At 51.7% G+C, this 25,528-nt stretch carries 25 protein-coding genes; 19 read left to right on the top strand and 6 right to left on the bottom strand.

What is annotated here, in order from left to right; all coding sequences use genetic code 11:
• Positions 1-455 precede the first annotated feature (455 nt).
• The 5 genes from H6624_05170 (at position 456) to H6624_05150 (ending at position 7,848) form a co-directional block, all read left to right on the top strand.
• Positions 456-1,235: a DUF4382 domain-containing protein gene (locus tag H6624_05170; GenBank protein MCB9083710.1), complete on the top strand. Its 780-nt coding sequence runs from the start codon at positions 456-458 to the stop codon at positions 1,233-1,235.
• Between the two features lie 104 nt (positions 1,236-1,339).
• Positions 1,340-4,213, top strand: coding sequence for an alkaline phosphatase family protein (locus H6624_05165; GenBank protein MCB9083709.1), 2,874 nt, complete (start codon positions 1,340-1,342; stop codon positions 4,211-4,213).
• 139 nt (positions 4,214-4,352) lie between these two features.
• On the top strand, positions 4,353-4,547 hold the full coding sequence (locus H6624_05160; protein MCB9083708.1) for a hypothetical protein: 195 nt from the start codon (positions 4,353-4,355) through the stop codon (positions 4,545-4,547).
• A 784-nt stretch (positions 4,548-5,331) separates the two neighbouring features.
• Positions 5,332-5,892, top strand: coding sequence for a hypothetical protein (locus H6624_05155; protein ID MCB9083707.1), 561 nt, complete (start codon positions 5,332-5,334; stop codon positions 5,890-5,892).
• A gap of 336 nt (positions 5,893-6,228) precedes the next feature.
• Complete coding sequence (locus H6624_05150) at positions 6,229-7,848, top strand: hypothetical protein (protein ID MCB9083706.1); 1,620 nt, start codon at positions 6,229-6,231, stop codon at positions 7,846-7,848.
• Positions 7,849-7,890: 42 nt separating this feature from the next.
• Here the strand turns inward: H6624_05150 and H6624_05145 are convergent, their stop codons facing one another.
• Positions 7,891-9,708, bottom strand: coding sequence for a hypothetical protein (locus H6624_05145; protein MCB9083705.1), 1,818 nt, complete (start codon positions 9,706-9,708; stop codon positions 7,891-7,893).
• A gap of 31 nt (positions 9,709-9,739) precedes the next feature.
• On the bottom strand, positions 9,740-10,717 hold the full coding sequence (locus H6624_05140; GenBank protein MCB9083704.1) for an HD domain-containing protein: 978 nt from the start codon (positions 10,715-10,717) through the stop codon (positions 9,740-9,742).
• A gap of 130 nt (positions 10,718-10,847) precedes the next feature.
• Between H6624_05140 and H6624_05135 the strand changes: the two genes are divergently transcribed.
• The 14 genes from H6624_05135 (at position 10,848) to H6624_05070 (ending at position 20,450) form a co-directional block, all read left to right on the top strand.
• A complete protein-coding gene (locus tag H6624_05135; GenBank protein MCB9083703.1) occupies positions 10,848-11,750 on the top strand; it encodes an ABC transporter ATP-binding protein in 903 nt (300 codons plus the stop codon).
• Positions 11,747-12,550: an ABC transporter permease gene (locus H6624_05130; protein ID MCB9083702.1), complete on the top strand. Its 804-nt coding sequence runs from the start codon at positions 11,747-11,749 to the stop codon at positions 12,548-12,550. The genes H6624_05135 and H6624_05130 overlap by 4 nt, the downstream gene beginning before the upstream one ends.
• Positions 12,551-12,569: 19 nt before the next feature.
• Positions 12,570-13,910 (top strand): signal recognition particle protein, encoded by a 1,341-nt coding sequence (gene ffh, locus H6624_05125; protein MCB9083701.1) that lies wholly within the window; start codon positions 12,570-12,572, stop codon positions 13,908-13,910.
• A 228-nt stretch (positions 13,911-14,138) separates the two neighbouring features.
• A complete protein-coding gene (rpsP, locus tag H6624_05120; protein ID MCB9083700.1) occupies positions 14,139-14,390 on the top strand; it encodes a 30S ribosomal protein S16 in 252 nt (83 codons plus the stop codon).
• A gap of 75 nt (positions 14,391-14,465) precedes the next feature.
• Positions 14,466-14,711, top strand: a complete 246-nt coding sequence (locus H6624_05115; GenBank protein ID MCB9083699.1) for a KH domain-containing protein — start codon at positions 14,466-14,468, stop codon at positions 14,709-14,711.
• Between the two features lie 80 nt (positions 14,712-14,791).
• Positions 14,792-15,355: a 16S rRNA processing protein RimM gene (rimM, locus tag H6624_05110; GenBank protein MCB9083698.1), complete on the top strand. Its 564-nt coding sequence runs from the start codon at positions 14,792-14,794 to the stop codon at positions 15,353-15,355.
• Positions 15,355-16,173 carry a tRNA (guanosine(37)-N1)-methyltransferase TrmD gene (gene trmD, locus H6624_05105; protein ID MCB9083697.1) on the top strand — a complete coding sequence of 273 codons (819 nt, stop codon included), beginning with the start codon at positions 15,355-15,357 and terminating at the stop codon, positions 16,171-16,173. The genes rimM and trmD overlap by 1 nt, the downstream gene beginning before the upstream one ends.
• A 36-nt stretch (positions 16,174-16,209) precedes the next feature.
• On the top strand, positions 16,210-16,788 hold the full coding sequence (locus H6624_05100) for an RNA methyltransferase (protein ID MCB9083696.1): 579 nt from the start codon (positions 16,210-16,212) through the stop codon (positions 16,786-16,788).
• A 35-nt stretch (positions 16,789-16,823) separates the two neighbouring features.
• A complete protein-coding gene (gene rplS, locus H6624_05095; GenBank protein ID MCB9083695.1) occupies positions 16,824-17,246 on the top strand; it encodes a 50S ribosomal protein L19 in 423 nt (140 codons plus the stop codon).
• A 102-nt stretch (positions 17,247-17,348) separates the two neighbouring features.
• Entirely contained in the window at positions 17,349-18,005 is a 657-nt protein-coding gene (locus H6624_05090; GenBank protein MCB9083694.1) for a ribonuclease HII, read from the top strand.
• Between the two features lie 67 nt (positions 18,006-18,072).
• Positions 18,073-18,411 (top strand): YraN family protein, encoded by a 339-nt coding sequence (locus tag H6624_05085; protein ID MCB9083693.1) that lies wholly within the window; start codon positions 18,073-18,075, stop codon positions 18,409-18,411.
• Positions 18,412-18,478: 67 nt separating this feature from the next.
• Complete coding sequence (locus tag H6624_05080) at positions 18,479-18,922, top strand: hypothetical protein (GenBank protein ID MCB9083692.1); 444 nt, start codon at positions 18,479-18,481, stop codon at positions 18,920-18,922.
• Positions 18,923-19,026: 104 nt separating this feature from the next.
• Complete coding sequence (locus H6624_05075; protein ID MCB9083691.1) at positions 19,027-19,338, top strand: hypothetical protein; 312 nt, start codon at positions 19,027-19,029, stop codon at positions 19,336-19,338.
• 125 nt (positions 19,339-19,463) lie between these two features.
• Entirely contained in the window at positions 19,464-20,450 is a 987-nt protein-coding gene (locus H6624_05070) for a M28 family peptidase (GenBank protein ID MCB9083690.1), read from the top strand.
• A 41-nt stretch (positions 20,451-20,491) separates the two neighbouring features.
• On the opposite strand, the gene H6624_05065 is transcribed toward H6624_05070, so the two are convergent.
• The 4 genes from H6624_05065 to H6624_05050 form a co-directional block, all read right to left on the bottom strand.
• On the bottom strand, positions 20,492-21,007 hold the full coding sequence (locus tag H6624_05065) for a hypothetical protein (GenBank protein MCB9083689.1): 516 nt from the start codon (positions 21,005-21,007) through the stop codon (positions 20,492-20,494).
• Positions 21,008-21,202: 195 nt separating this feature from the next.
• Positions 21,203-22,267 (bottom strand): hypothetical protein, encoded by a 1,065-nt coding sequence (locus H6624_05060; GenBank protein ID MCB9083688.1) that lies wholly within the window; start codon positions 22,265-22,267, stop codon positions 21,203-21,205.
• A 110-nt stretch (positions 22,268-22,377) separates the two neighbouring features.
• Positions 22,378-23,766 carry a tetratricopeptide repeat protein gene (locus H6624_05055; protein MCB9083687.1) on the bottom strand — a complete coding sequence of 463 codons (1,389 nt, stop codon included), beginning with the start codon at positions 23,764-23,766 and terminating at the stop codon, positions 22,378-22,380.
• Positions 23,763-25,451, bottom strand: a complete 1,689-nt coding sequence (locus H6624_05050; GenBank protein MCB9083686.1) for a hypothetical protein — start codon at positions 25,449-25,451, stop codon at positions 23,763-23,765. The genes H6624_05055 and H6624_05050 overlap by 4 nt, the downstream gene beginning before the upstream one ends.
• Positions 25,452-25,528 lie beyond the last annotated feature (77 nt).

Below are 25,528 nucleotides of genomic sequence, written 5' to 3'. Positions count from 1 at the left end.
CCCGGGACAAAGGATAAAATGGTCTTGGGACAAAAGCGAAATATGGGGCGACTCTCTACAAAGGAATCACGGCGGAGGCGATCACTCCAAAGAACAACAGAGCTGTCACAACATAAAGGACGAAATCCTGGGGCTTATGATAGGAAACTCTTACTGTCTTAAAATGATCCACGGAACCCTCCCAAATCAGTTTGTAGTTCGTCGTGGTATTTGTCCTATCAGACGAGGCCACGGCCTCAATCGTTTCAAATTAGTTTGAAAAGATTCGGAAAGCGTTCAAAAGTTAAACACTCCCAGATCTAATCGAGACAAAGCTGAATATTTTTGCCTATCAACTTTTCAGTAACGCTGCGCTTCGGTAAAATAAACCATCCTGCCGAGCTTCTCCTGTAAGCTCCCTCGGCACATTTAAAAATCATTCCTCTAATTTTGCTGGACGTTTTTAGGAGAGGCTTATGCGTGTGCGTGAAGACCACCTACAGGTGGTGCGCTTTATTGTTGTCATTGTCTTGGTCATTTGCTTTCCCATCCTGACGGGTTGTGGAAGTGGTGACTCGTCAAATTCTCTCGACAATCAGGTGGAAAAGATCAATAGCGGGAATTCTGCATGGCTCAAACTTTCTCTGACTGATGCTCCCACTCCTGATTTGACTTCAGTGGTGGTGAATGTCTCCCACCTGGAGGTTCTGCTTGAAGGACAGGGGAAAAAGGGCCGTTTGATTGTCGCTGAAAATCTTGGCTATGTGGATCTCTTGACCCTGCAAAACGGCGTCACCCTGCCTTTGGCGGACGTGGCTATCCCAGATGGGGTCAGGGCCACGCAAGTTCGATTGGTGCTCAAGAGCGAGGGTCATTACGGAATCAAGGGTAGTGGCGACATTTGTGAATTGGCCACGCCTAGCGGGCAACAAAGTGGGGTGAAGATTGTCTTCTCATCGCCAATTCGCTTTGATGCCGGGAACACCTACTCTTTGCTCATTGATTTCGATGCCCTTAAGTCGGTGGTGGTGAAGGGCAATGGCGGGTGTCTCCTTAAGCCCGTATTAAAACTAAAAGAGGCCACTGTCCAAGAGCCGGGTGACGATCCCGATGCGGAAGAGGACGGCATTGTCGTCAAACTCCCCAACGAAGGCGAGGAAAATGAATCGGGTGTGAACAATGGCTGGGAGCCAGAGGGTGAGGGAGAGGCCCTTGAAGAAAGTCTTTACGACTGGGAACTGGAGAACTTCTTTTAATCCAGTCCTGGCGTGGACTTTGGGCCGTAGGAGTTGGGTCTTGAAAGCTTGGTAGGGGGCAGCCGGAGGTTGCCCCTTTTTTGTGGAGGCTCTACTCTGGAAGTATGACAAAAAAGTGGGTCTTCTTTTCCTTATTCGTGGGTCTTGCGGCCCTTTCCTTTCTTCACCTCCAGTCCTATCGTCCGGTTGCCCGTGACCCCCAGGGAATAGGTACTCCTCTCAAGGCCACGTTTAAAAATGTCACTAGTGACATCTACCAGACGGCAGCCACTCTGGCGAATATCCCGGGGGCCCTGATCAAGGAGTTTGCCATTGAAGTGGCCCTGCCGGTCTATATCCGCACCTTACCACTTGAAGCCGAGCTGCGGGATCGGGTCCTAAAACGTCTTGATGAGGACCGCTATATGAGGCAGCTGGTCCCCTTTGTTTGGTCCCTCAAGGAACACTATACACCGCCTGAGGAATTTGACAAATTGACCTTTGACCACTACATGAGGGAGACATATCCCAACCGCCAGGTGCCAGGTGGTGAACACGATTACTTCAAATGGAGCCCTCCGGCTAAGGAGGAGAAGAGCGGCGGTTTTAAATTTTCCAAGGAAATTGCGGCAAAGCTCATTGAACTCTATGACATTCTTTTTGTCCGCGATGACTTTGATCTCCACTTGGCCTCAAATCTGACTGAGCCCTACAAAAGGGTCCAGTCGGTTGAGGAACCCGTCATCGCCGCAGCCAAACCCCTGGTTCGGGAGCTTTTGCAGCAACTGTTGGGGGAAGGGAAGCAGGAATCGGCTGAGGGGGAGAAGTCCTCTTCGGAGATTGCTGACGCCTTTGGAGTTATATTAAAGAACGAAAAGAAGCTGGAGGCCATGACCATTTCTTTGGTGGATTTTGTGCGCATGATGGCTCACAAGTCCTATCGTATGTTTGCTCTGCGTTTTGTCCGCCAGGCTGATTTCGAAAAGTGGGCGATGGAAAAATTCAAGGCTGGAGATTATGCAGCCCTAGAAAGCTATCTGGATTATCATATGAATCAAAAGCGATTCGCTGTCCATGTCGCTGTGGATGGATTGCAGGGGGAGTTGCTAAGGGAATTGGTGCAAGGTCAACGATCCAGCCAATTCCTGAATGTCGTGGCCAGAGACTTTGAGCAGACGGATCAGTTAAAGCCTAAGCGGGAGAAGGTGGATCCCCCTCAACATCCTCACACTCTCAGCTTTTTGCAGCATTTCCTTTCTGCAGACTATCAGGACCCCCTGTACCTGCCCTTCTTTAAGGGGATTTACGCCGGCAACGGAAGGACTATTGCCGAAATGGGAGTGTCCACCACGCCCACCATCAGTGTGCGCAACCTGCCCATTGTTAAAACTGGAGCCCAAGTGGCTGGTAGTGGGGGGACAGGCATCCCCAACTTCCACTTTGTGGATCGCAAAAAAGATCGGGCTTACTATTTTTTCGGTAACGATGCACTACTATTGGATGAACTAACAGCCGAAAAGGGCATGCGTTCTATGTTTGAACGCTTGGCCAAGACCACCAGTATGAACTGTTTTGCCCAGTATGACTGGTTTTCCCAGGCCAGCTATGATGGGCTACTAAACCTAGGCGTTGGCGAGGCCATACGCGACTTTGGAGAAGTGCTGTGTCTGCGCGATCTCTCGACCCGCGCCAAGATGGAAAAAGACATTCGGGTGAAGCAGACTGAACTATTGGCCGCCCTGGAAGCTTACCAAAAGGCCAAGGGCTATGAGGTCTGGATCTATTATCCGGTGGCTAAGCAAATCGAATCGGCCATTAAGGCCCTGGCAAAGATTCAGGATCAAGGTCTTCCCCAGTATCTATTGTACTATTTGCCCTGGCCCGATCACTTTGCTCACTTTGTAGGGCCCTTCAGTGATGAGATCATTGCTCCAACTGGCGAGCTAAATCGCCTGGATTATTGGTTGGGGCGGGTTCAACAGCAGTACCAACAGGCGGGCCTTCAAGATCGAACTCTTTATGGCATGGCCGGTGACCATGGGCTCGCCCCGATCTTTCATCAGCTCAATCCAGAGGTGGAAGTCCTGGCCCGTATGGAAGAGGAAATGGGTCGCACGTTTGTGGTCGAAAAAATCTCCTCGGATGAGGGGGAAGGGCCCAAGATCAACCATGCCATAGAGCCCGAGTCGATGAAACGCAAAGACATTGTCATTGCGTCAACTGCCGGGGGTAATTTCATGATGGATTTTTTTAGCCATGCAAGTGATGAGGAGTGGCAGCAACAGCCCTTGTACCGAGATTTGACTTATTGGGTCCCTCTGGCAGGAGGTCCGCCCATTGATATGATTCAGGAGTTGGCAAAGCGCCTGTCGGAGACTCTTGAATACTTGGTGGTTCGCGAAGAGCCCAGCGATGTCAGTGGATCCTTCGTGCGGTTGGTGGGTCATCGCAAGGGCCGTCGGTATGATGAGTTTATCATGCGCAAGGCGGATCATATTTACTACAAAGAGTCTCAGGGCCGTCTTCTCGGCATCGACCGTGTCTCTCGCTATCGAAGTTCGGCCAACGCGCTAGAGTTGGTGCGATGGAGAAAGAAGTGCATGACAGAGCCCAAGCCGGATCAGGTTAACACCTGGTGTGATGAGTCCGAGTGGCGAGAGTTGACTTACCACACGGACCGACCCGATGCCCTTGTGCAACTGGCTCACATCTACGACGAGAGTCGCAGTGGAACCGTCAATCTCTTTCCCTTGCCGGGGATGGGCTACAACACCAAGGTGCCCGGGCGCCACGCGGGCGAACACTTTTATGAAAAAGACGCATGGGTGGGCTTTTGGGGAGAGCCGGCTAAGGCCGCACCTGAGCAGATCAAATCGGCAGTCAATGGTTCCGTCGCTCCGACGCTCTACCAATGGCTTACCGGAGAATCGGTGCGCAAGGGGGAAGTGGGCTGGGGATTTCCAGCCCTTCCGGCAACCGGTGATTTGAACTCCAAATAAACGGCAAGCGGGTTAGACGATCCTGTAAAATTCACTGCTCCTAGAAGGCAATTTGGCCTAGTGCTTGGCATTGGCTCCCTCATGTGCGACTGTTCCCCCTCAATCACAAATTGGGGTGGGTCAGCTAAAGGAGCAAGGCATGAGCCGGCTGGTACACATTACTTTTGTCCTCTTGGTTTTCACCATCCTGAGTGCCTGTTCTCATGTTTCGATCAGCACGACCGGGCAGGGCAGCTGGAACTCTCAGTCCGCCACCCCTCAAGTTGAGGAAGGCGATGAAAAGCCCCAGGCTCTGGTGTTTCGCCTGCCCATCGATCAAAAATTTCCCAGGTAGTCGGTAGTAAACTGCCTAGGAGACAGAGGAAAAGAAGAAGGAAGAGAGATAAGGTAGGGAATCGGATTACGACCTTCAAATGATGTCTTTCCTCAGATGTCTCCTAAGCAGCTGAATCGTTGGCGGTGAGATCTCCGGTCATGTCATTGACTGGCAGTCCTGACCATGTGCGGGCAGGATCGACAACCGAAGTCCCTTCGTAAGTTCATCCTCTGTTGGTCTCCTTTCACGCCATTGGCTTCGTCATCATTCCATTTTTGAGCAGCCCTGGTGACCAACACCAAGTCAGTGCCCAGGTCACGGTACCCGCTCATCAGAAGACTGATAAGAAAGACGCCGCTCAAAATGAAATTAAACTTCCTGTGCTTCATGATTTTATTTTAACTGCGGCGGCGTCAAAAATGAAGATTTTGGGAGGTCTGTTAGGGGGAGGTCACGGGCAAAACTCCAGTTCGCATGAGAGGTCGCAAAACCGCGACGATTCGCTCAACAACAAAACGACTGTCAAAGAGGGAACACAATAAATTGAGACTTTTGCCTGGTGCATCCTGCAAATCTTCACATTTTTCCTCCATCCAGGTGAAGATTGAAAAAGAGTGAACAAAATAGGTGCGAATTCCTCACTTTCGTCGATAAGTTGTGCGGAATAAACTCCTTTCACTGCGCCGTGAAAGGAGTTTAGAGATTGGGCGCATAGAATTGATTGCATTGATTTGATACCGGGAACACATCTTGCTCAGAGGTGAGGCATCAAAAATGAATTGGGGTATCAAAGGAGTCAAGAATGAAAAGTCTACTGCTATTGGTGGTGATTTGTTTCACCACCCAAATGTCTTTGGCCACCCCACAACTGACCCCGATTCCTCTCGCCATCAGTGACGCCATGGCCATGGGTGCTGATGGAAGTCAGTTGATTATGAGACCCGACGGGGCTCAGTTTATGATCGCTGGGGAGCAAATGTCCTATTCACTCATCATGTGGGCTTCCCCCGCCTCTGATGCGATCAAGCCGCAAATCACGGCGCGTTTCGGTGAGAAGTCCATTCAAGACTTGATTGATGGCCTTCAACAAGGTGAGTTTCTCTTTGCGGCCCTTATTCAGGATATGACCCGCTACACTCCTGATGCCGCATCCTTCGGTGTAGGCAAAGCCAAATGCGATGAAGGAAAAAGGCAGTGTGAGTTCCAACTCTCGACCACCTGGATCTACGATGTTGCCTTCACCATGTCCGTGACGGACGACAAGGTCGAACTTGATGTCAGCTACAAAAAAGATGGGCAGCCCTATGATGTGCCTGATAGAGGGCAAGGCTTGAGCCTCGAATTGGATCGAATGAAGATGTAAGGATCGGCCCAATTGTGCGGGGTTTGAATCTTCATAAAAACCCTCCGGGCGGGTGAGAAGCCTGCCCGGCTGTCGGGTGGCTCGCCAGTCGAGCCAGGCGTCTATTGACCTGACACTTACAAAGAAATTTAGTCAGACGGGTAGGCTCGTAACATTCGTTAGGTATTCCCCCCTCAGTCGGGCCCCGCGGGGCCCTCATAGGGAATAGCCCTTGCAGATGTTTGAGTTGGGTTGGCAAATTTTGAGAAATGCCGTGGATTTGAGGTTCTTTTGTCGGCGACCGAAGAAGTGGTCGGCCCTGGAAGGCCAGATGAAAGACCACGGATGGTGTTATGTATGGGTTGGTTTAGATTCGAGTTGATCTTAATTGGCAGTCTTATGTTCCTCCTGAGTTGCTCGGGGGAGTTTAGGGCCAATGACACTCCTCAGTCTCAGGATGGGTTTTCCACCCCGCCGCCAACGAACCCACCCAACCCTCCTGGACAACCACAGCCACCACCTCCGACGCCTCCGTCACCACCTTCTGGTCCTGCGGAGCCCAATTGCTTGAAGGGCTTATTCAATGGGAATTCAGGCGCACTTCGACAGTTTGATATCCCCATAGCTTTTAACGGTCGGATCACTTTTGGTGATCTCACCAATGATGGCTTTCCTGACTTTGTAGTGGCTCAAAGAAATCGTATTGCCGCCTACTCCCTTTGCGGTCAGAAGCTCTGGGATGTGAATGTGGCCACGAACTGGGATTGGAAGCCCCATTACTTCTGGAATTACACCACATTTGGTGTGGTGGGCGATGCCGACGGCGACGGCAAGGGAGAGTTCCTGCATATTGGCGGTGACTGGCGTACCGTGTATGTCCGAGATGGAAAGACCGGTCAGGTAAAGCAGCAGCACCAGATGCCGGCGATCCAGGAATGGATGTTTGTGGCTCTTGCCAGACGCAGTGGTGAAACCAACATGGCCACAAGAGTCGTGGTCCTGGGTCCTGCTAGTGGCAGTAACTATGGGTCCATTGTCGATGCCGTGTCATTTGATATTCGCGGTGGATCCTTTAAACAAGAGTGGAGCTATCGACGAAACATGAAAGACGGGGGACGGTTTATCTATCCCCCTCCGCAAATTGCCAACCTCGATGGCAAAGGGGGCGATGAGGTCTTTCACGGTACTCATGCCATTAGTGAAGGCGGGCAAAACATTTGGCTGGTCAATGCTGACGCCGTGGCCGTGGGTGGAATTCATGCTCTCACCATTCGCGATTTGGACCCCAGTCGTGCGGGTCTTGAGGCGGTCTTTAGCGCCTATGGTCCTCATGCCGGTCAGCCCTCCTTGTTGGGCTATGGGTATTCCACTGGGCGTAATGAGATGTGGCGGGCTTACTCGCCACATAGCGAGCGCCATCCCCATCAGCACACCACAGGAGACTTTTTTCCTGAAAAGCCGGGTCTTGAAGTATTAGCTCGCAATGCCAACGGCTATAACCACTGGTTCACCGACACTAAAGGAAAAATTGCTCGCGCCAACTGGCGGGTAAACCCCGGTTGGAATGGCGATGGGGAATATGTCCACAGCATTGAATGGGATGGCAAAGCTGGAACCGAAGTCCTCTATCTTGAGCGCCATGTGACTCAGGTGAACAACAATGCCGTGCGCTCTCGCTTTGTCGTGGTCTCGCCCATCAACGATCAACGGCTGACCGATGCCTTTGGTGGAGGAGTGATGGAAAACCCAAGCGGATGGACCGGGTACAACAGTCGGGGTGGTTTTTTTAACCCTTATGAGGCAGCCGGTATTGCGGTGGACCTGATCGGTGACGGTCGAGAAGAGGTGCTCACTTGGGGTGGTGGAAAGATCACCATCTTCTACAATTCCGGCAATGAGAACGTGCCTAGGCGCTGGACCGACCTGGGATACCGCTCCTTTAAGAGTATCAACGGCCCCCTCTATAGCCCTCGGTAGCCAGTCCCGCCTCGGATAGTATTATGGGAGCCCCATTTGGACCTAAGTGATAGGCAATCCTTCGGCCGCCATGATCTTGAGGGCGTTGGTGGTTGGGCAGGGCCCGGGATGATAGAGATAGGAAAAGTGCAGCCCGCTGGAGCCCTCTTTGACTTCGTCACGAAAGTGTCCGTTAGCCAATTGTGGAAATTCACTCTCCAGCTGCGTGAGTTCCAGGTCGTGGGTGGTGATCATGCCCAAAGCGCGCGGCGACTCAAGTAGTTTACGGATGACGGCCTGGCTACCCAGCAGGCGCTCGCGGTTATTGGTGCCGCGAAAGATCTCATCGATCAAATACAAAAACGACTGGCCTTCTGTGGCTTGCTCAATCACCTGTTTGACCCGTTTGACTTCATAGTAAAAAGACGAGTAGCCATCTTCCAGTGAGTCACGAATCTGCAGGCAGGTCACCACCGGCCCCACAAAGGTCGTCATCTCATCGGCGAACACCGATGCACCGACCATGGCCAAGTGTTGATTGATACCGAGTGTTCTCAGGAAAGTGGACTTGCCCGACATATTGGATCCAGTGATGAGGCCCAATCGTGTGGGGCTCTGGAGAGAGAAATCATTGGACACGACTTGTGAACGCACAATCAAGGGGTGAAACAGCCCCCTGGTTTGAATCTCCGACGAGTCTGTGAATTGTGGGAAGACAGGTGTTTGGTAGCAGTGGAATAGTGCTAAAGACCCTAGGGCCTCCAGCTCCTCCACCTCACTTAAAGTCTGCAAGAACTCGTCAAAGTGTCTTTGCCGCCAGCGCTCCAGTAGTCCCGCCCACAAATAGGTCCATGGAAACAGGCCATTGACGATGAGAAAAACCAAAGGGTGGGCCTGGATACTCAAGCAACTCAGGCAAAGTCTCAGCCACTTCATTTGTCGCGTGGGTTTGAGTTTCAATGTTGTTGGCGCCAATTTTTGGGTAATGCCCTGGTGTTTCTCCAGCCACTCATAGACGGGGAGAAGGGATTCTAAGTAAAGGCCCAGGCTTTCCCCTTGGGTAAAGCCCTTGGCCGCCTTTCCCAGGCTGGCCAGGCTAAAGAGGAAGTAAATCCCAAGAGCCAAATGGGGTGGAAAAACTGTGCGCCCGGAAAGCCAACTGGCCACAATCCACACAAACAAGGAATAGAGGATGAGGTGCAGGATTGCATAGGCCTTAAAGCCCGGAGAAATGAGTGGCTTCTCCAACTCCAGTTTGAGTTGCCTGGAGTCCGGCTGGGTCTCGCCACTTTGTCCAAGTAAAAACAAGCGGGTCAAGGGCCAGCGACGCGAAGCCAATTCACGGATTTGCTGTTGACGATCAAGGATCTCTTGTTTGCCGCGCAGGGGGTTTATCAGTATTTGCGCCAGACGATTTTGTCCACCGGAAGTGAAGCATTCGTTCATGAGTTTAAACAGGGAGTTGTCACCAACAAGGTAGAGATCGCGGGCAAGAATGGCCTGTTCGCTGTCCAATGGGTCGAGAGGGTGCTCGGGTAGATGGAGTTCCAAAGTCTTGCCCCTGAGGCGGGCCATTTGACGGATTTGAAAGGCCTTCCAGGTCTCCAGTCTTTTGTGCCACCTCCGCACCCGTCGGGACTTGGCAACAAGCCAAACAAAAAAAGCCACGAGTCCCAAAAACAAAATTCCCCAATTGCGGTATTCCCGGCCCGAGGCGACGAGCAGTCCCACGCCAATGGCCAGGGCGGCGACGGTTAGGCGCCAATTGAGAAGGACAAGGATTTGGCGATTGGCCTTATGGAGTTTTTGTTCCAGGCGAACCAGGCGGCGAGCCAGTCGCTGTAAGTGAGTCTCATAGTAGTCCTTAAATTGTTCCGTCATGACCTGCGTGTTCGTCTATTCCAAGTTGTTGTCAGGCAGAGCGCGTGCCGCGTTTTTCTGTTTCTACGATTCGCTTCAAGCAGCGGAAGGCTTCTTTGTTAAATGGTTGTCCCATAGCCAACTCAATGTAGTCTACTGCTTCATGAGCTGTTTTCGGCACCGGGCAATTGGGGTTGGCCACGGTGAGGTTCACAAAGGCATCAGCTAGGGCCACGATGCGGGCAAAGGGATGGGTCTTCAAATCTCTGAGGCGTTGAGGGAACCCCTGTCCCAACGAATTCTCGTGGTGCTGGTAAATCATGGCCACAATATCATCCGGAATGAGTCCCAAGCCTGTGGCCATATCCATACCTTTAAAGGCATGGGTTTCGTAGAGCTGCAGTTCTTCAAAGGTCATGTGAACCCGGGCTTTTTTAAGAAGATCATCGGGCAGGGCTTTTTTGCCAATGTCATGGAGAAGGCCCCCGAGGGCCAGCTTCTCCATGGTGCCTTTGCCTTGCCAGTTGTGTGCTTGGCCGAGCATTGTTGAAACCGCGCTTACCGCCATAGAGTGGCGAAGCAGATCGTCGCTACACTGATTGAGGCTATCCATCAGTTGGGATATGCGACTGTGGCACTCCACCAGTTGCACGGTCACATCGGCCACCTGTTTGGCCTGACTAAAGGCTATCTCATCAAGGCCCAAGTGATCCAGATGGCGAAACATGGTTTGCGCAGCGGCGGTTACCACCTGAGTCTTCTTGCCTGAATCCAGATCCTTTTTGCTAAGGACAATGCCGGCCAATTGAATAGTCTGATTGGAGATCTTATGATAGGCGGCCTTTTCCACCCACAAATATTCCACGTCTTTTTCTTTGTAAGAGGTCAGGTGGTCCTTTTGGGTTTTGGTTCCCTGCTTGGCAATGAGAACAAACTTGTCATCCCCCAGCTTTACGTAAAGATCGACCGGGACGGTCAATCCGCTGATGAACTCGCGAATGGGAATGGGGATCATGTCCTGGGTATTCATATCACTAACTTTTCGGAAATATTTGAGAAATTCTCAAGCGAGGGGGCTCACTATTGACTGGGGTGGGCCCGCATCATTCCTTTTCCCCGGCACTCGACCTAGGTTATAGTGTTGGACTTTTGAGGTCTTAATGTCGTTATCACCCCTGATTGTGGAAAATTTGGTGAAGGATTATGGCTCTTTACGGGCTGTCGACGGAGTGAGCTTCAGTCTCAAGCCGGGCGAGATCTTTGGTCTGTTGGGGCCCAACGGGGCGGGAAAGACATCTGTCATCTCGACCATCGTCACATTGGAAAAGCCCACTTCAGGTCGGGTTCAGGTGTTCGGCCACGATGTCACCCAAGAGCCGAGACTCGCCAAGGTTCGGGTGGGTCTGGTGCCCCAGGAGCTGGTCAACCACGGTTACTTTAACATTGAAGAGGTTCTGTCTTTCCACTCCGGTTATTATGGTATTCGCAACAACCGGGAGCAGGAGCAATACCTCCTTAAGCGCCTTGCCCTGTGGGACCATCGTCATAAAAGGGTGAAGCAGCTCAGTGGTGGAATGAAGCGCCGCCTGCTGATTGCCAAGGCTCTGGTTCATCGGCCAAAGCTTCTGTTGCTCGACGAACCCACAGCCGGCGTGGATATTGAGTTGCGTGCGACCTTGTGGGACTTTGTTAAAGAGTTGCGAGAACAGGGGATGACCATTTTGTTGACCACTCACTACCTAGAGGAGGCTGAACGCCTTTGTGATCGGGTGGGGATGATCCACATGGGGAGACTTCAGCGCCTTGGCAATACCGCGGACCTCATTACCGAATTCACTCACCGCCAAGTGCGCTTGCAATTCAAAGGGGCACTGAGAGACTTTAATCACCCTCTCTTGATCCGTCAGGAAGAGCAAGTTGTGGAGTTTCGGGTTCCATACCACATGGGATTGGGAGACTTGCTCCAGGAACTTCAAGTGGAGCTTAATGCCATCGAGGACCTTAAGATTGAAGAGGGTAATTTGGAGGACGTCTTCCGCCAGGTCATTGGAGGCCACTTATGATTCCAGAGCTGAAGCAAGAAATTAGGTTTACCCCTTTTTTCGTTCTTTTTTGCCGTGAAATCAGGCGTTACCTGAAGGTTTTAATTCAAACTCTGGTGGCGCCGATGATTAACTCGACTCTCTACCTGCTGATTTTTGGTGTCAGTCTTGGAGCCAGTATCAGTGTTCCAGGTGGAGTGAGTTATTTGGCATTCTTGATTCCCGGTCTGATCATGATGAGCTGTTTGAACAATTGTTTTCAAAATAGTTCCAGCTCTATTGTCAGTGCCAAGTTTGGCGGCGATCTGGAAGACTTCCGCGTGTCACCCCTGAGCGACCAGCAAATCATCTGGGCTTTTGCCTTTGGGGGCCTCACGCGCGGGCTGACTGTGGGAACTATCACTTTTGGAGTGGGTCAACTTTTTTACCACACCACCCACGGGGGGTGGTTGGTGATACAGCATCCGCTGTGGCTGTTGTACTTCTTGGTGCTCGGTGGATTGGCATTTGCCAAGCTGGGGGTTTTTGTCGCCTTTTGGGCCAAAACCGTGGACCAGCTGAGTGCCGTGTCCAGTTTTGTCCTCCTGCCCTTGCTCTATTTGGGCGGGGTGTTTTTTTCCATTGAAAATCTTCACCCCTTTTGGAAAAGTCTCTCCCAAGCCAACCCATTGTTGTATTTGATCAACGGTGTGCGCTATGGGATTTTGGGGGTGTCCGATGTACCATTGACCACCTCTGCACCGGTGGCGATTTTAGCCCTTTTGTTTTTCCATGGAGTGGCATTGGTAAGTCTTCGCAAGGGTTCTTTTTCGCGTTGGTAGTGAATGAAAGGTTTTAGGGATGTTTGATAATCTTCAGGATAAATTGCTCGGCAGTCTTAAGAAAATTCGCGGTCAGGGGCGGATCACCGAGAAGAACATCCAAGATACCATTAAAGAAATTCGCATGAGTCTGCTTGAAGCCGACGTGAATTTTAAAGTGGTGAAAAGCTTTGTCGATCGTGTGAAGGAAAAGGCCCTGGGTGAAGAAGTTCTGACCAGTATCACCGCGGGTCAGCAGTTTGTGAAGATCGTCCATGAAGAGTTGGTTCGGGTTTTAGGTGAAGAGGCAGTTGAGCTTAATGTCCGCGGCAATCCAGGTGTGATTTTTTTGGTGGGCTTGCAGGGAACGGGAAAGACAACCAGTTCGGCCAAGCTCGCCCTCCACATCCGACAAAAACTCGGTAAGAAGCCCGGTCTGATTCCGGTGGACGTCTATCGTCCAGCCGCGATTGAGCAGCTCAAGACTTTGGGTAAGCAAAACAACTTGCCCGTTTTTCCCTCTGAGGCTGGCAAAAAACCGGAAGAGCTTCTTGAGGCGGCCAAAAAGTGGGCAGCTGATGAGATGGTCGACGTGGTCATTGTCGATACCGCCGGTCGACTGCAAATTGATGAAGAACTGATGGAGGAACTCAAGCGCCTGAAAGGCGTGTGGGAGCCGAAGGAGATTCTCCTGGTTGCCGATGCCATGCTCGGTCAGCAGTCGGTCAATGTGGCTGAGGGCTTTCACGAAAAGCTCGGATTGAGTGGTTTGATTCTCACCAAAGTGGATGGTGATGCCCGTGGGGGTGCGGCTCTGAGTATCCGCGAAGCCACGGGAGTGCCCATTAAGTTTCTCGGCGTGGGTGAAAAGGTGTCGGCCCTTGAGGTTTTTCATCCGGATCGTCTGGCCAGCCGAATCCTGGACATGGGCGATGTGTTGAGTCTTGTCGAAAAGGCCCAAGAGGTGATCGACGAGAAGTCGGCCATGGAATCAGCCAAGAAAATGGCCAAAAACCAGTTCACCATGGAGGACTTTCTTCAGCAGATTCAGACCATGAAAAAGCTGGGTTCCATGGAAAGTCTGCTCAAGATGATCCCCGGGGCGGGCCAGATGATGAAGAAGATGAAGGATATGACCCCGCCGGACAAGGAACTCAAGAAAATCGAAGCCATTATCCGCTCCATGACTCCAGAAGAACGTGAGAACTATAAAATCCTGAATGGTTCCAGACGCTTAAGGATAGCCAATGGCTCGGGCACCCGGGTTCAGGATGTGAACAAGTTCGTGAAGCAGTTTGAGGGGGCCAAAAAGATGATGTCCCAAATGATGAAAATGGGGATGGGCCGAGGTGGAGGCCGTGGCATGGGCTTTCCCTTTTAAATCCCCGGAGGCCGTGGGAAATTGCCGATTTCCCTCTCCGGAATTTGAAAAACATAAATTCTTTTCAATCTTTACCCTTGCGATTCAAACCCAAAGCGAGTAAATGTCTAGGGCTTAGACCGCCTGCGAAAAGGCCGTTTGAATGGAAAACCCGGAGGCATTTGTTGTCTCGGGGGTCTTCTACGTATCTGAACTTGGATCAGAACTGAGTAATAAGGAGTTATCTCAATGGTCGTGATTCGTTTGAATCGTGTTGGAGCAACACACGCACCTAAGTATCGCATCACTGTGGCAGACCAGCGTCGCCACCCCCAGGGACGTTTCCTGGAAGTTCTTGGCCACTACAACCCGAACCCTTCAGGTAAGGAAAAGGGCTTGGAGTTGGACCTCACTAAGACCCAAGAGTGGATCAAAAAGGGCGCCCGCCCGACAGATCGGGTCAAGAGTCTCATTCGCAAAGCGGAACAAGGGAAAAATTAACATTACTGGCTAGTGTGCATGAGCTACACTGGCGCCGCTGAAGTTGAATCTGAGTCAGTAGTGAGTGAGGTGAGAATGGATCCGTCAAGCTTGAAAGACCTGGTTGAATTCATGGCCAAGAGTCTGGTGGACAAGCCCGAAGAAGTGGAAGTGAACGAAGTCATCGGTGAGCAGACTACAGTTGTTGAACTGAAAGTGGCCAAAGAGGACTTGGGTAAGGTCATCGGCAAACAGGGCAGAACCGCCCGTTCCATGAGAACGATTTTGAATGCTGCCAGCACTAAGTTGCAGAAGCGTTCTGTTCTGGAAATTGTCGAATAAGACCAGTAAGAAGAATTGAATGATGGGCGGCTGTGGGGAACCACAGCCGTTTTTTGTTGTCAAAAGAGAGATCAATCAGAATGAGCGGAACAAAGGTAAAGTCTCAACATCCCCCCCAGGAGGCGCAAGAGCGGGGTTTACGCCTGGTGGGCAAAGTCAAAGATGCCCATGGGATCCGTGGTGAGCTTTATGTGCTTATCTTTTCGGGTGAGACCAGTTGGTTGCAGGACCTCAAGGTTGTTCAGCTTTATCACACTGGCCGAGGTGGCTGGTTGGAGATCCCGCTGAAGAATGCCCGGGTTCACAAGCAGGGCTTTATTGCCAAGACCGAGACCATTACCGATCGCAATCAGGCCGAGGAGCTTAAAGGGGCCGAGTTCTTTATTCCCGAAGAATTTCTCGTGTCCGAACCGGGGGAAACCATTTATTTGGCCGAGATCGAAGGTTTCAGCGTGATCCAGAAGGGCGGGGGGCCGGTCGGACAAATTGTCGGCTTTTCCAGTAATGGCCCCCAGGACATCATCCGTGTACAGGCGGGTGATGCCGAATTTGAAATCCCTCTGGTCGAGGAGTTTATTGTCGAAATTCGCTTTGCGGCCAAAGAGATTGAAATGGACCTTCCCGAAGGGCTGATGGAGGTCTGATGGGGAAGAGGCAATTCAACGTCATCACCATTTTCCCTGACATGATTCGCGGAGCTCTCAAGGAGGGGTTGGTGGGCCAGGCCTTTCATTCGGGCAAGGTGGTTCTTGATGTGGTCAACCCCCGTAGCTTCACCCAGGACGTCCACCAGTCGGTGGATGATCGCCCCTTTGGTGGCGGTGATGGGATGGTGTTTTTGGCCGAGCCCCTCAGACAGGCGGTGGAGAGCCTAGGGGAAAAGCGGGGCCGGGTGGTCTATTTGAGTCCTCAAGGGCGGGTGTGGTCAGACTCCCTGGCTCGCGAGTGGGCTCAATCATCAGAGCCCATCACTCTGGTCTGTGGCCGCTATGGTGGAGTGGACCAGCGTTTTATCGAAACCCTGGTGGATGAAGAGATCTCTATTGGCGACTATGTCCTTAGTGGCGGCGAATTGGGCGCTCTGGTGTTGATCGACTCAGTGGTCCGCTTGTTGCCTGAGGTTTTGGGCAATGCGGACAGTCCCGATAAAGAGAGCTTCGCCGAAGGGCTCCTGGAATGTCCCTTGTTTTCTCGCCCTCGGGAGTTTGGTGAGTTGCCAGTTCCTGAAGCCCTGCTGAGTGGTCATCATGGACGGATCGAGGAGTTTCGCCAGGACGTGGCCTGGGTACAGACTCAGCTCTTCCGCCCGGATTTGCTGGCCGGAAGAGGGGAGGCGGCTGGGAAGCTTCTTCAAGCCCTACCGCGGCTCTTGAATTTGTCGGAGAAGGAGTTAAAGTCCTTGGGACTTGAGCGGACTCAGTTGGCAGATCTTTTAGAGCATCTTGAGAATCAAAACCCTTAGCTGATGTCGAGACAAGGTGTTGGGAAAATGAGTGGTATGGGACACAAACTAGGGATCAATATTTCAGTCGGATTGGTTCACTGGCCGGTGCTGGACAAGCCAGGCAATGTGGTGGCCACCAATGTGACCAACTTCGATATTCACGACATCGCCCGTACTTGCCGCTCCTATGGGGTGAACAAATATTTTATCATTCACCGCCAGAGAGAGCAGCTGATGTACGTGAGCCGCATTCTCGACCACTGGAAAGTGGGCTATGGATCCCGCTGGAATCCCAATCGGGGGACGGCTCTCAACATTGTGAATCTCCAGGAGACCCTGCAGGACGCCCTTAAGACCTTTGATGAAAAGCCCCTTTTGATTGCCACCGCAGCCCGGGAGTTCCCCGGAGTGGAGCGTGTGACCTTCCAGGGGCTCAAAAACCGCATGCAGGAGGAGCCTAAAAGGCCCTATTTTATGATTTTTGGTACCGGATTTGGCCTCACCCAGGAGGTGCTCCAGAGCTGCGATTTGCTCCTGGAGCCTATTTGGGGGGCGGCTGAGGACAACTTCCGCCACTTGCCAGTTAGATCGGCCGTAAGTATCTGTCTTGACCGGCTCCTGGCAACATGGTAACCCTACACGTTCTTGAATTTTGCGGAGTGAGTCATATGGATATCGTACAACGCTTGACCATGGGTCGGACAAAACAGAAGAAATTTCCACGCTTTACACCTGGTGATACGCTTAACGTTCACGCCAAGGTGAAAGAGGGAGCCAAAGAGAGAATTCAGGTCTTCCAAGGTGTGGTTCTCAAAATCCAAGGGAAGGGCACAGGCCGTTCTTTTACCGTTCGTAAGATTTCGGCTGGAGTGGGTGTCGAGAGAACTTTCCCCTTTGCCAGTCCTGCCATTGATAAAATTGAGCTTGTGAGCCGTGGTAAAGTCCGTCGCGCTCGCCTGTTTTATCTGCGCGACCTGAAAGGCCGTGCGGCTCGTCTGTCCACTGAGCGTGTGAGTGAAGAAGAGCGCACAGTGGCTCAGCCAGAAGAAACAGCTCAGGCTGCTCCAGTTGCAGAGACCAGCGAAAAGTAAGGCGATCAGCCGGATAACAAAAAGCCGCCCATAAAGGAGCGGCTTTTTTTTTGCGTCCGCGTGGATCTATTCAGCATAGAGAAGTAACATCTTAGAGGGAAAATGGTGAGCGAAGCCAAGCAGTCGTCAAAGACAAAGTCCAAAAAACGCCAACAGATTTGGGAGAAATTTCCCTGGCAGACATTGAGCACATCCCTACCGATCATTGGCGTGGACGAGGTGGGAAGAGGTTGTTTGGCCGGGCCGGTCTACGCCGCAGCTGTCATCATTAATCCCAATAAACCTTGGCAGCACTACACAGACTCGAAAAAATTGTCCGAATCTCGGCGCGAAGAATACGCCGAACAAATCCTGGCTGACCATCAGGTGGGAATTGGTTTTGCTACGGTTGAAGAGATCACCGAGCTGAATATTTTGCGTGCCGCCCTCTTGGCGATGAAAAGGGCGGTCGAACAGTTGGGCTTGCATGCGGGACATATCATTGTCGACGGGAATCAGCGCATTCCTGGAGTCAGTGAACGCTTTGAACAAACGACTCTGATTAAAGGTGATCTCAGGGCTGAGCCTGTGGCGGCGGCATCAATTGTGGCCAAAGTCACCCGCGATCGACTGCTCAAAGAGGCGGCAATTAAGTATCCTAACTATGGTTTTGAGGAGCACAAAGGCTATGCGACTCCGGTCCACAAAGAGGCGATACAAAAGCTGGGACCCTGCGCTCTTCATCGACCCACCTTTGCAGGGGTGCGAGAGTATCTCTAGACTCCGTCAAAGACTAGACGGGCTGATAAGGGGTGGGCCCGCAGGTTACACAAAAGCCGACAGCCAAATGGTGGATCGCAACCTACGGGGGCAGTACTCCGAGGATGTGGTTGAAAATCATTTGCGCAAAAGGGGCTGGAGTCCTCAGGTCCGCCGCTGGAAAACCCCTTGGGCCGAAGTGGATGGAGTGTATGTTCGGCGAGGACAAATCCTCCTCGTAGAGGTGAAGTCTCGCAGAAGCCTCTCCCACTTGGATCGGGCCATCAGCCGAAAGCAGAAACACCGACTCTTACGGGTTTTGGAGAATCTGGTGGAAGTGTATCCGGAGAAAGAGATTCTCTTTCATTTGGCTGTGGTTCTTCCCTCGGGCCGTATCCATTGGTGGACCGACTTTCTTGCCGAGTGACGCCGCGCAAGCCTGGGAGATGGCGGCTAATTCTTGACTCTGCGCGAGGCTATGGAAGACTAATCCTATGAGTGAGGGTGGGATGATGATTGTTCGGTATTTGCTGTTGATGACGTTGGCCCTCGCTCCCTTGTCCGTGCGCGCCCAGGTGCCTCAGCCAGGTCAGCCACCTCCGGCTACTCCCATGAAGGAATTTATCACGGCTTGCACCTATGGTGTTTTAGCAGGGGCTTTGGTGGGGACAGCCACCTTGGCCTTTGAAGACAAGCCGGGTGATAATTTGCAGAACGTGGCCCGCGGTGCATCTATTGGTCTCTATGCCGGCATTCTCCTGGGACTTTATGTCGTCTATGTTGTCCCAGGGCAAATCGAACAAGAGAAGCTTGATTTGTATGAACAGCAAGGGCTTCCTCCTCCCGAAGGAGCTCTCAATCGGCTACAGGTATATCCGCTGATCTCTCACAATGGAATTGAAGGCGCAGCTGCGACTTATAAGGTCCTGTCCTTTTAACTGCGAAATAATCACAAAAATCAGTGCAGTGTTTTTCTCCCAATAGGGCTGGGGTACAAGGGACATCAAGAGGACTGAAGTCATTAGCCAAAAGGAGAAATCACATGAAAAAAACTATTGCTGCCCTTGTGGGCGGATTGATGCTGAGTGTGGCTGCCCAAGCCTCTCTTATCACTGATCTCACAGGACAGGAGATCCGTTCGATCAACGCTCTACTTGAGTGTCCCACTGAGTTGGCCGAGATGACCAAAATCAATGCCCGGTTGGGTTCAGGACATCTATTTACTGATCGCCCTGGCTACAAATACACCTTTATGTTTGTGACCAAGTCTCAACCTCATATCAATTTGGGCTGGATCGAAGTCATTAAGCTGCGCGGACAGGAAACTCAGTGCAAGATTGATTGGGTCCACTAGGTCTCTATGACGTTCCGGAAGACTGAGAAAATGGTCAGGTCGTTCCTGGCCATTGTTTGTGGGCTCCGTCTATATGATTTGGAATATGAGTGTCGTGAGTTCACCTTTTAGGTTAGAATCCTTCTATGAAAGCCCTGAAATCCATTGCTCTGCTCCTCTTTGTTTTGGTCGGTCTCCTCTACGCAGTGGCCTTCTGGTATTTGCGCAATCCTTCCATGGGAATTGGAAGTAGCGTCCAGATCAAGCACCGGGCAGATGCCTCGCGTTTAAAGACTCATGTGGAGTTTCTCTCGGGCATTGTGCCCAATCGGAGCTATCAAAATGCGGACTCCATGTTTCGTGCTGAGAGGTATATTTCAGATTACCTGACCTCTCTGGGATACAAGGTGTCTCTGCAGGAGGTCTACGAGGATAAAACCGTTTATCATAATGTCATTGTACGCTTGGGGGCGGAGACGGGTCCTTTGGTTGTCATTGGAGCCCATTACGATGTGGCTGAAGAAGACAATCCGGGAGCCGACGATAATGCCAGTGGCGTGGCGGGGCTTTTGGAGTTGGCACGGCTACTCAAAGAGAATGAGCCTGAACTCAAGAGTCCTGTGGAGCTGGTAGCCTACACACTGGAAGAGCCTCCTTATTTTGCGACATTTGGGATGGGAAGTGTTTACCATGCCGACCAAATCAAAGAGAGGGGAGAAGAGGTCAAACTAATGCTGTCCCTGGAAATGATTGGTTACTATTCAGATGAATGGTTCTCGCAGAAGTTCCCAATTCCGCTTCTTTATGCCCTTTATCCCTGGAGAGGGAACTTCATATCTTTAGTGGCCAGTCCGTCAGAAAGAAAAGAAGTGCGGATGGTGAAGGACTCTTTTTCATCCATTGAAGGCCTGAAGACTTACTCCATTAATGCACCGACGATTTTGCCTGGAATTGATTACTCGGATCACCGCAGTTACTGGGAGCATGAATGGCCGGCCATTATGGTGTCCGATACGGCCTTTTACCGAAATCTTGAGTACCACAAGCCAGGCGATACAGCCGGTCGCCTGGACTTTGAAAAAATGAAGCTGGTGGTGGAAGCTCTCTACACCACGGTGGTGAATGTCCCTTAAGCGCCATCCTCCAGTTAGGTGCCGGGCGCTCAAAAAATCAATTACTTTGAGTAGTTGCAGGTTTGGGATTTAGCCGATTCAGCGACCCAGCCCTTAAAGTTCTTGTTCGACTCCTCAAAGACAAGTTGGTCGTCCCCCTTTTTTACCATCCGCACTGTTTTGATCTGGCGACTGACAGTAACACCCCAGTGGCGAGTGGTGGAGGTGACTCGCGAGAGAACGGAATCACTATTCAGCAGTGACTGTTGGGTCTTCCACACTTTGCAGCCAGGGATCACAGGGCCAGCCGTGGGGCATTCCTCGATTTCCAAGGTGCCCATTTGTTTCAGATTGGCCAAGACCCCATTGCCCCTGAAGTGACCCGCCCGATTCTGCTTGGTGTACCAAAGGCAGGGTTGTTGATCCGCGAAGTGGGCGTTACAGGCCTCAACAAGCAAGACCTCAGAACAAGAGCGGTCTCCCTGCTGAAGGTTGTATGTGCCATGAAACTGCTCGACTTGAGCCTGGGCCGAAAAGGCTCCTGCCGTGATCGCCAATAGAATGCCAATTTTCTTCATAAGTTCCCCCCGATTAGAATTGCAGTGATATGACAGCATTGACAGCCTTGCCACAAGTGCTTTTGCGTCAGAATAATTTGTCTGATTAGTCCAACTGACGGGAGGGTGGGATTAGCAAATTTTCAGGGGGGGTGGAGATTTGGACAAAATGAGTGAGGCAGAGGGGGCTTGCCTCACTCAGCAATGGTAGAGGTATTAGGGTTGTGAGGAGGCATAGGCCTTGGAAAAGCGCATGCACTCGGAGTAGAGTTCTGATTCGACCTTGGTATCTTTCGTATCTTTGCAAATTCCATTAATTTTAACAGCGTAGGTGTAATAGCTGGCTGCCGCTGCCTTTTTGGCAAATCGGGAACAGAGCTCCTTGTCGATTTCCGGTGAGCCAAAAATCCTGAATTCCTCAGGCCTGGTGATTTCATAGCTTTTGCAGTCGGAGCTACCAAAGGCCTGGATGGTGACTTCGGGCTTCGCCGTCGGAATCGAGTTTTGAGAGGCCGCCAAACACAGAGCGGTCAGATCCTTGGTGGCATTGATGGTGCTGCAGGCGCCGTTGACTTTGATGCCCATGAGATGACTGGTTTTGATCGCTGACATATCGGTCTCCTTGGCCAGGTCCAGGCATTTGCCTAAATCAGTCGCGTAGTTGGATGTTAGTTCGAAGGGGTGGGCCACCATGCGGGTGTAGGAACAACCGGCATCGCCAAAGATCTCCACGATCATTTGTGGGTCATGACAAGTGAGGTCCGAGCTTTTGAGGATTTCCAGCTCCTTCGCTAAGGCATCCCTTTGCAGTATGCAGGTGTCCAGTTCCGGGTTTGGATGGGGACGGTCCGGGCCGTCGATGGGGCCTCCGCCCCCGTGACGTCCTTCAGACAAAACAGCAGCCACGCGAAAGAGTGTGACATCGCCAAATGCCAATTGGGCATCCAGTGAACTCAGGCGGCCTAAGCGCAGGGCGATCTTTTTTCCCCGCAATTGCTCGCCCGATTCATCGGTAAATGTAATGACGGCTTGTGGTCGGCCATTGACCCGAATGGTAACGGAGCCTTTGCCAATACCCTCAAAATAGAGAGATTCCAGGCGCCCACGGGCCTGACTCAGGTCCAGGACCTGGTAAAGGTCCACCACGCGGGTCTGACCATCAACAGCCACATGGGCTGGGTCCACAAACTCCCAGATCAAGTCAGATTGATTAACCGCTTGGGCGGCAAGACTACAAAAAACAAACGAAGCAAGACAAAACCATTGTGCCAAGGGTTTCATAGTGATCTCCCACAAGAGTTCAATGAGTGAAAAATTCAGTGCCTACGATTCACGTGGGAGTAGACTTAATGAAGATTCGTCCATCTTGCTATGTACAATTCCGTACAATTTCAAATAGCGGTGGATTCGCCTTCCACGAGTCGGGAATTGGCAGACACCTCTAAAGACTCTGAGGACACCAGAAGGAGTTTCTCTTTCCATCCTGATTTTTGAATTTCCTGATTGAGTCGGTGAGCAGAAATGCGCAGGCGTTCAAAATGACTCGGGCTATACCCAGTTCCCCAGAGCTCCTGAATCGCAGTCTCGACGGGGATGCGATTGCTTCTGGAAAGAATCCTCAGAAGATGAGACAGGGCCTTGCGCCTCTTGAAGCTAACGGACTTGTGGCTTGGCAGACGCAGTTCTCCGGTGTGGGAGTTGAAGATAAAGCGGTTTTGACTTTGGGATTGGGCCAGTCGCCCGCTCCAGGCTTGGGCAGAGGCGGGGGACAGAGCCCCCATCAACAAGTGCCAGCGGTGGGTGAGCTCGGGGTTACACTCACTGTTTAGGGAGAGGCTCAATAGGCGCAAGTAGCATCCGGTGGAAACCTGGCGAGGGAGTTGAATCCAGTCCTGGGAGGAAAGCACCTCATTGTCGGCCAAACGAAGCAGTGTGGCTTCGTAGGGGTCAAGATGGGAGAGGGAATGCTTCTGGGCCCGTTCTAAGAGTGGTGTAATGTCCAATCGACGGAGAAGAAACTCGTCCAGCAGGTCAAATAGGATCAGCCTACGATCTGATTGATCAATATCCAGACGTTGAAACTGGGACTCCATTCGTGCCAAGGCCGCGTTGGGGCCAATTTGGCGCACTTCGGCCAGCATTAAAGCGTGTTGGATTTCAATATCGAGATAGAGTTGGGGGTGGAGCTCTTTAACGTGAATCAATTCCCGATAAGTCTCTGCCAAGAGAGGTTGATCTTGCCCCAGGCTCAATACGCGGAGCAGTTGAGCGAGGAGGGAAAAGTAGGGAAGCGAAGTCTTATCCCGATGTTGATCACGAAGCCTCAGGTAGATCTTTAGGGCTTCGCTGATTTCGCCAAGTTCTTCTTTAAATTTGGCAAGGCTCAGCTGAGCATAAAGCGAGCTTTCCTCACACAGGAGATGTTCACCGCGCAAAGTCTTCTCAAGCAGTACCACCCGTTGCTCCCAGGCATGGTTGTGACCCAGTCTGTAACGGCAATTGGCAATGTCTACCGTTAAATTGATGTTGGGGCCGAAACGACGTTCGGCCTGCAAAAAGAGACTAAGAGCTTCAGTAAAGTCCCCACGGTAAAGATAAACCCGACCCAGGTAATGGGCATGAGTGCGCATTTGGGATTTTGAAACTGGATTGAGACGGGTGAGTGAAGCCTCGGCCAGAGAGAACTCACCCCTCTGTAAATACTGTTTGACCTTATGGACACGCTCGCTAAAGCCAAGTCCTTTAGGGATCGGCCAGTTGGATTGTGTGTGTACGCTCATTTGTCACTTCCTTGAAAGACAGGAAATTGCCATTTGCGGGTTTTCTTTATCATCTTTATCGGATCAAAATTTCCATCGCCCTTGATGCGCGGACGGGGGCCCGATTGGAATGCCAGATTAAAGCCACTCAAACGTGGGGTGGCAAGGAAGACACAGAGTGATTCAGGTGATCCACCTTCAAATGAAATGCTCAAGTTTTCTAAGTCAGCCCACTGTTGGTCGGTGATTTCAATTAGGGGCTTTAAGGCCGAGTTCTCATCGAGTTTAAATCGGCTCAAGTCCATTGCTGCCAAAAGATCGAGGCCAAGGCTGCGTCCATACTTGACGGCAAAATCAAGATTGAAACGGTTGATCCTATGGGCAACGGAGAGCAACTCCACCTGGTCCGCTTTGATCGGCGAGCGCAGCAAGCGGGGGACGTTGCGCATGGCTAGCGGCAAGCTAATGGGAGCCAATGCCTGAGTCAGGTTCTTCATCGTTTGGATGCAACTCCTTGCGGTTAAGGCAGACCCATTAGGGACGGGGCTTTGATAGTCAGGAAGGAGTGTTGGCTGGCTGGTGAAGACGTCTCTCTCAACCGCAAAGGCACGAAAGGCCACAAATGCATCTTGGATGAGGGGGTGAGAGAGGAGTTCTTTGGCCCGAGTTTCGCCGAGTGCTCCAGAACCGGCTCCGGAAATCTGAAATGATCCCCCCGGGTTCTGAAAAAAGTTAGTTTTGGAATCAAAAAAGACCGCCAGAGTTTCGTGGGTCAGCGCGGAGACAACTAAGTGTCTGAGACGGGCAATTTCGCTGGAAAAATCAAAACGGCTGTCAAGTAAAGGCTGGGCCCAGGACGGCTCAACGCGGCCGTGTTCTCGTTTGGGTTGAATGGGGACCACCAGATAGGTCTGGTGGCCAACGCCATCAGTAAAGCTATCAATGGGAGATGGATTGTCCTTGGAGACAAAAAAGGTGTACTGCCGCGGCTCACTCAATAGTTGTAGAAGTCTTTGTCTTTCCGCCTCCACCTGGGGAGAGAACAAGATCTCAATCGAGCCAAGCCCTGTGGATTGGTGTTTTTGCGCCAACTGTAACATCAATCCCCAATTTTCTTTGGGCAGAAGATAGAACCAGGGAAGATCAGCAATGGCTTTGGCTAGGCTTTGTTCGATTTCCTCTGCCCGGCTGGGGCGGACCCAGGGGTGGCTCATGTCAGAGCGTCGGCAGATCTCGGCCAGGTATTCAGCTGGTGCGGAACGAATGCCAAAATGGCGTTGCAGGCGGTGGCTGGAGCAATCGAGAACTTGTCTGACCAGGCTCAGTCCCAAAGGCGTCTTTAAGACCTCAACCAAGGTTTGTTCGATGAGGTTTAAGGGTTCATCACAGCGGCCGATGAATGTCGGATCAATGACTTTGTAGGCTGAATAGTAACGTTTCCCAAATTGGTCTTCGAGCAACAAGGTGTCTTGATCAAACAGGGTGTAGCCATTTCCAGCCATATTGGCCCGGCGGTAAAGGGTGACAAAGGTGTTGGACTGGGCAGAAGTGAACTGGCTGTATTGTCGGTAGGAAGGAGCAAGCCCCACGGAGGAGCAGAGGCCGGGACTGTAGTTGGACCAGGCATTGCCCCAACAGGGCAAAGACCAACAAAAAATGGCAGTCCCCAAGAAGAGAGCCTTAAACAGTCTGGGCTTTAACGGCATTTCGACTTCCAATCACTGGTCGCTCAGAGAGCTAAGCCCTCGAACTTCAAGGAATATGCCAGGTCAGGGGAGTCAGC

Source organism: Pseudobdellovibrionaceae bacterium (genome assembly GCA_020635075.1).
Lineage (GTDB): Bacteria > Bdellovibrionota > Bdellovibrionia > Bdellovibrionales > UBA1609 > JADZEO01.
This window is presented reverse-complemented; position numbering and strand designations above follow the sequence as displayed.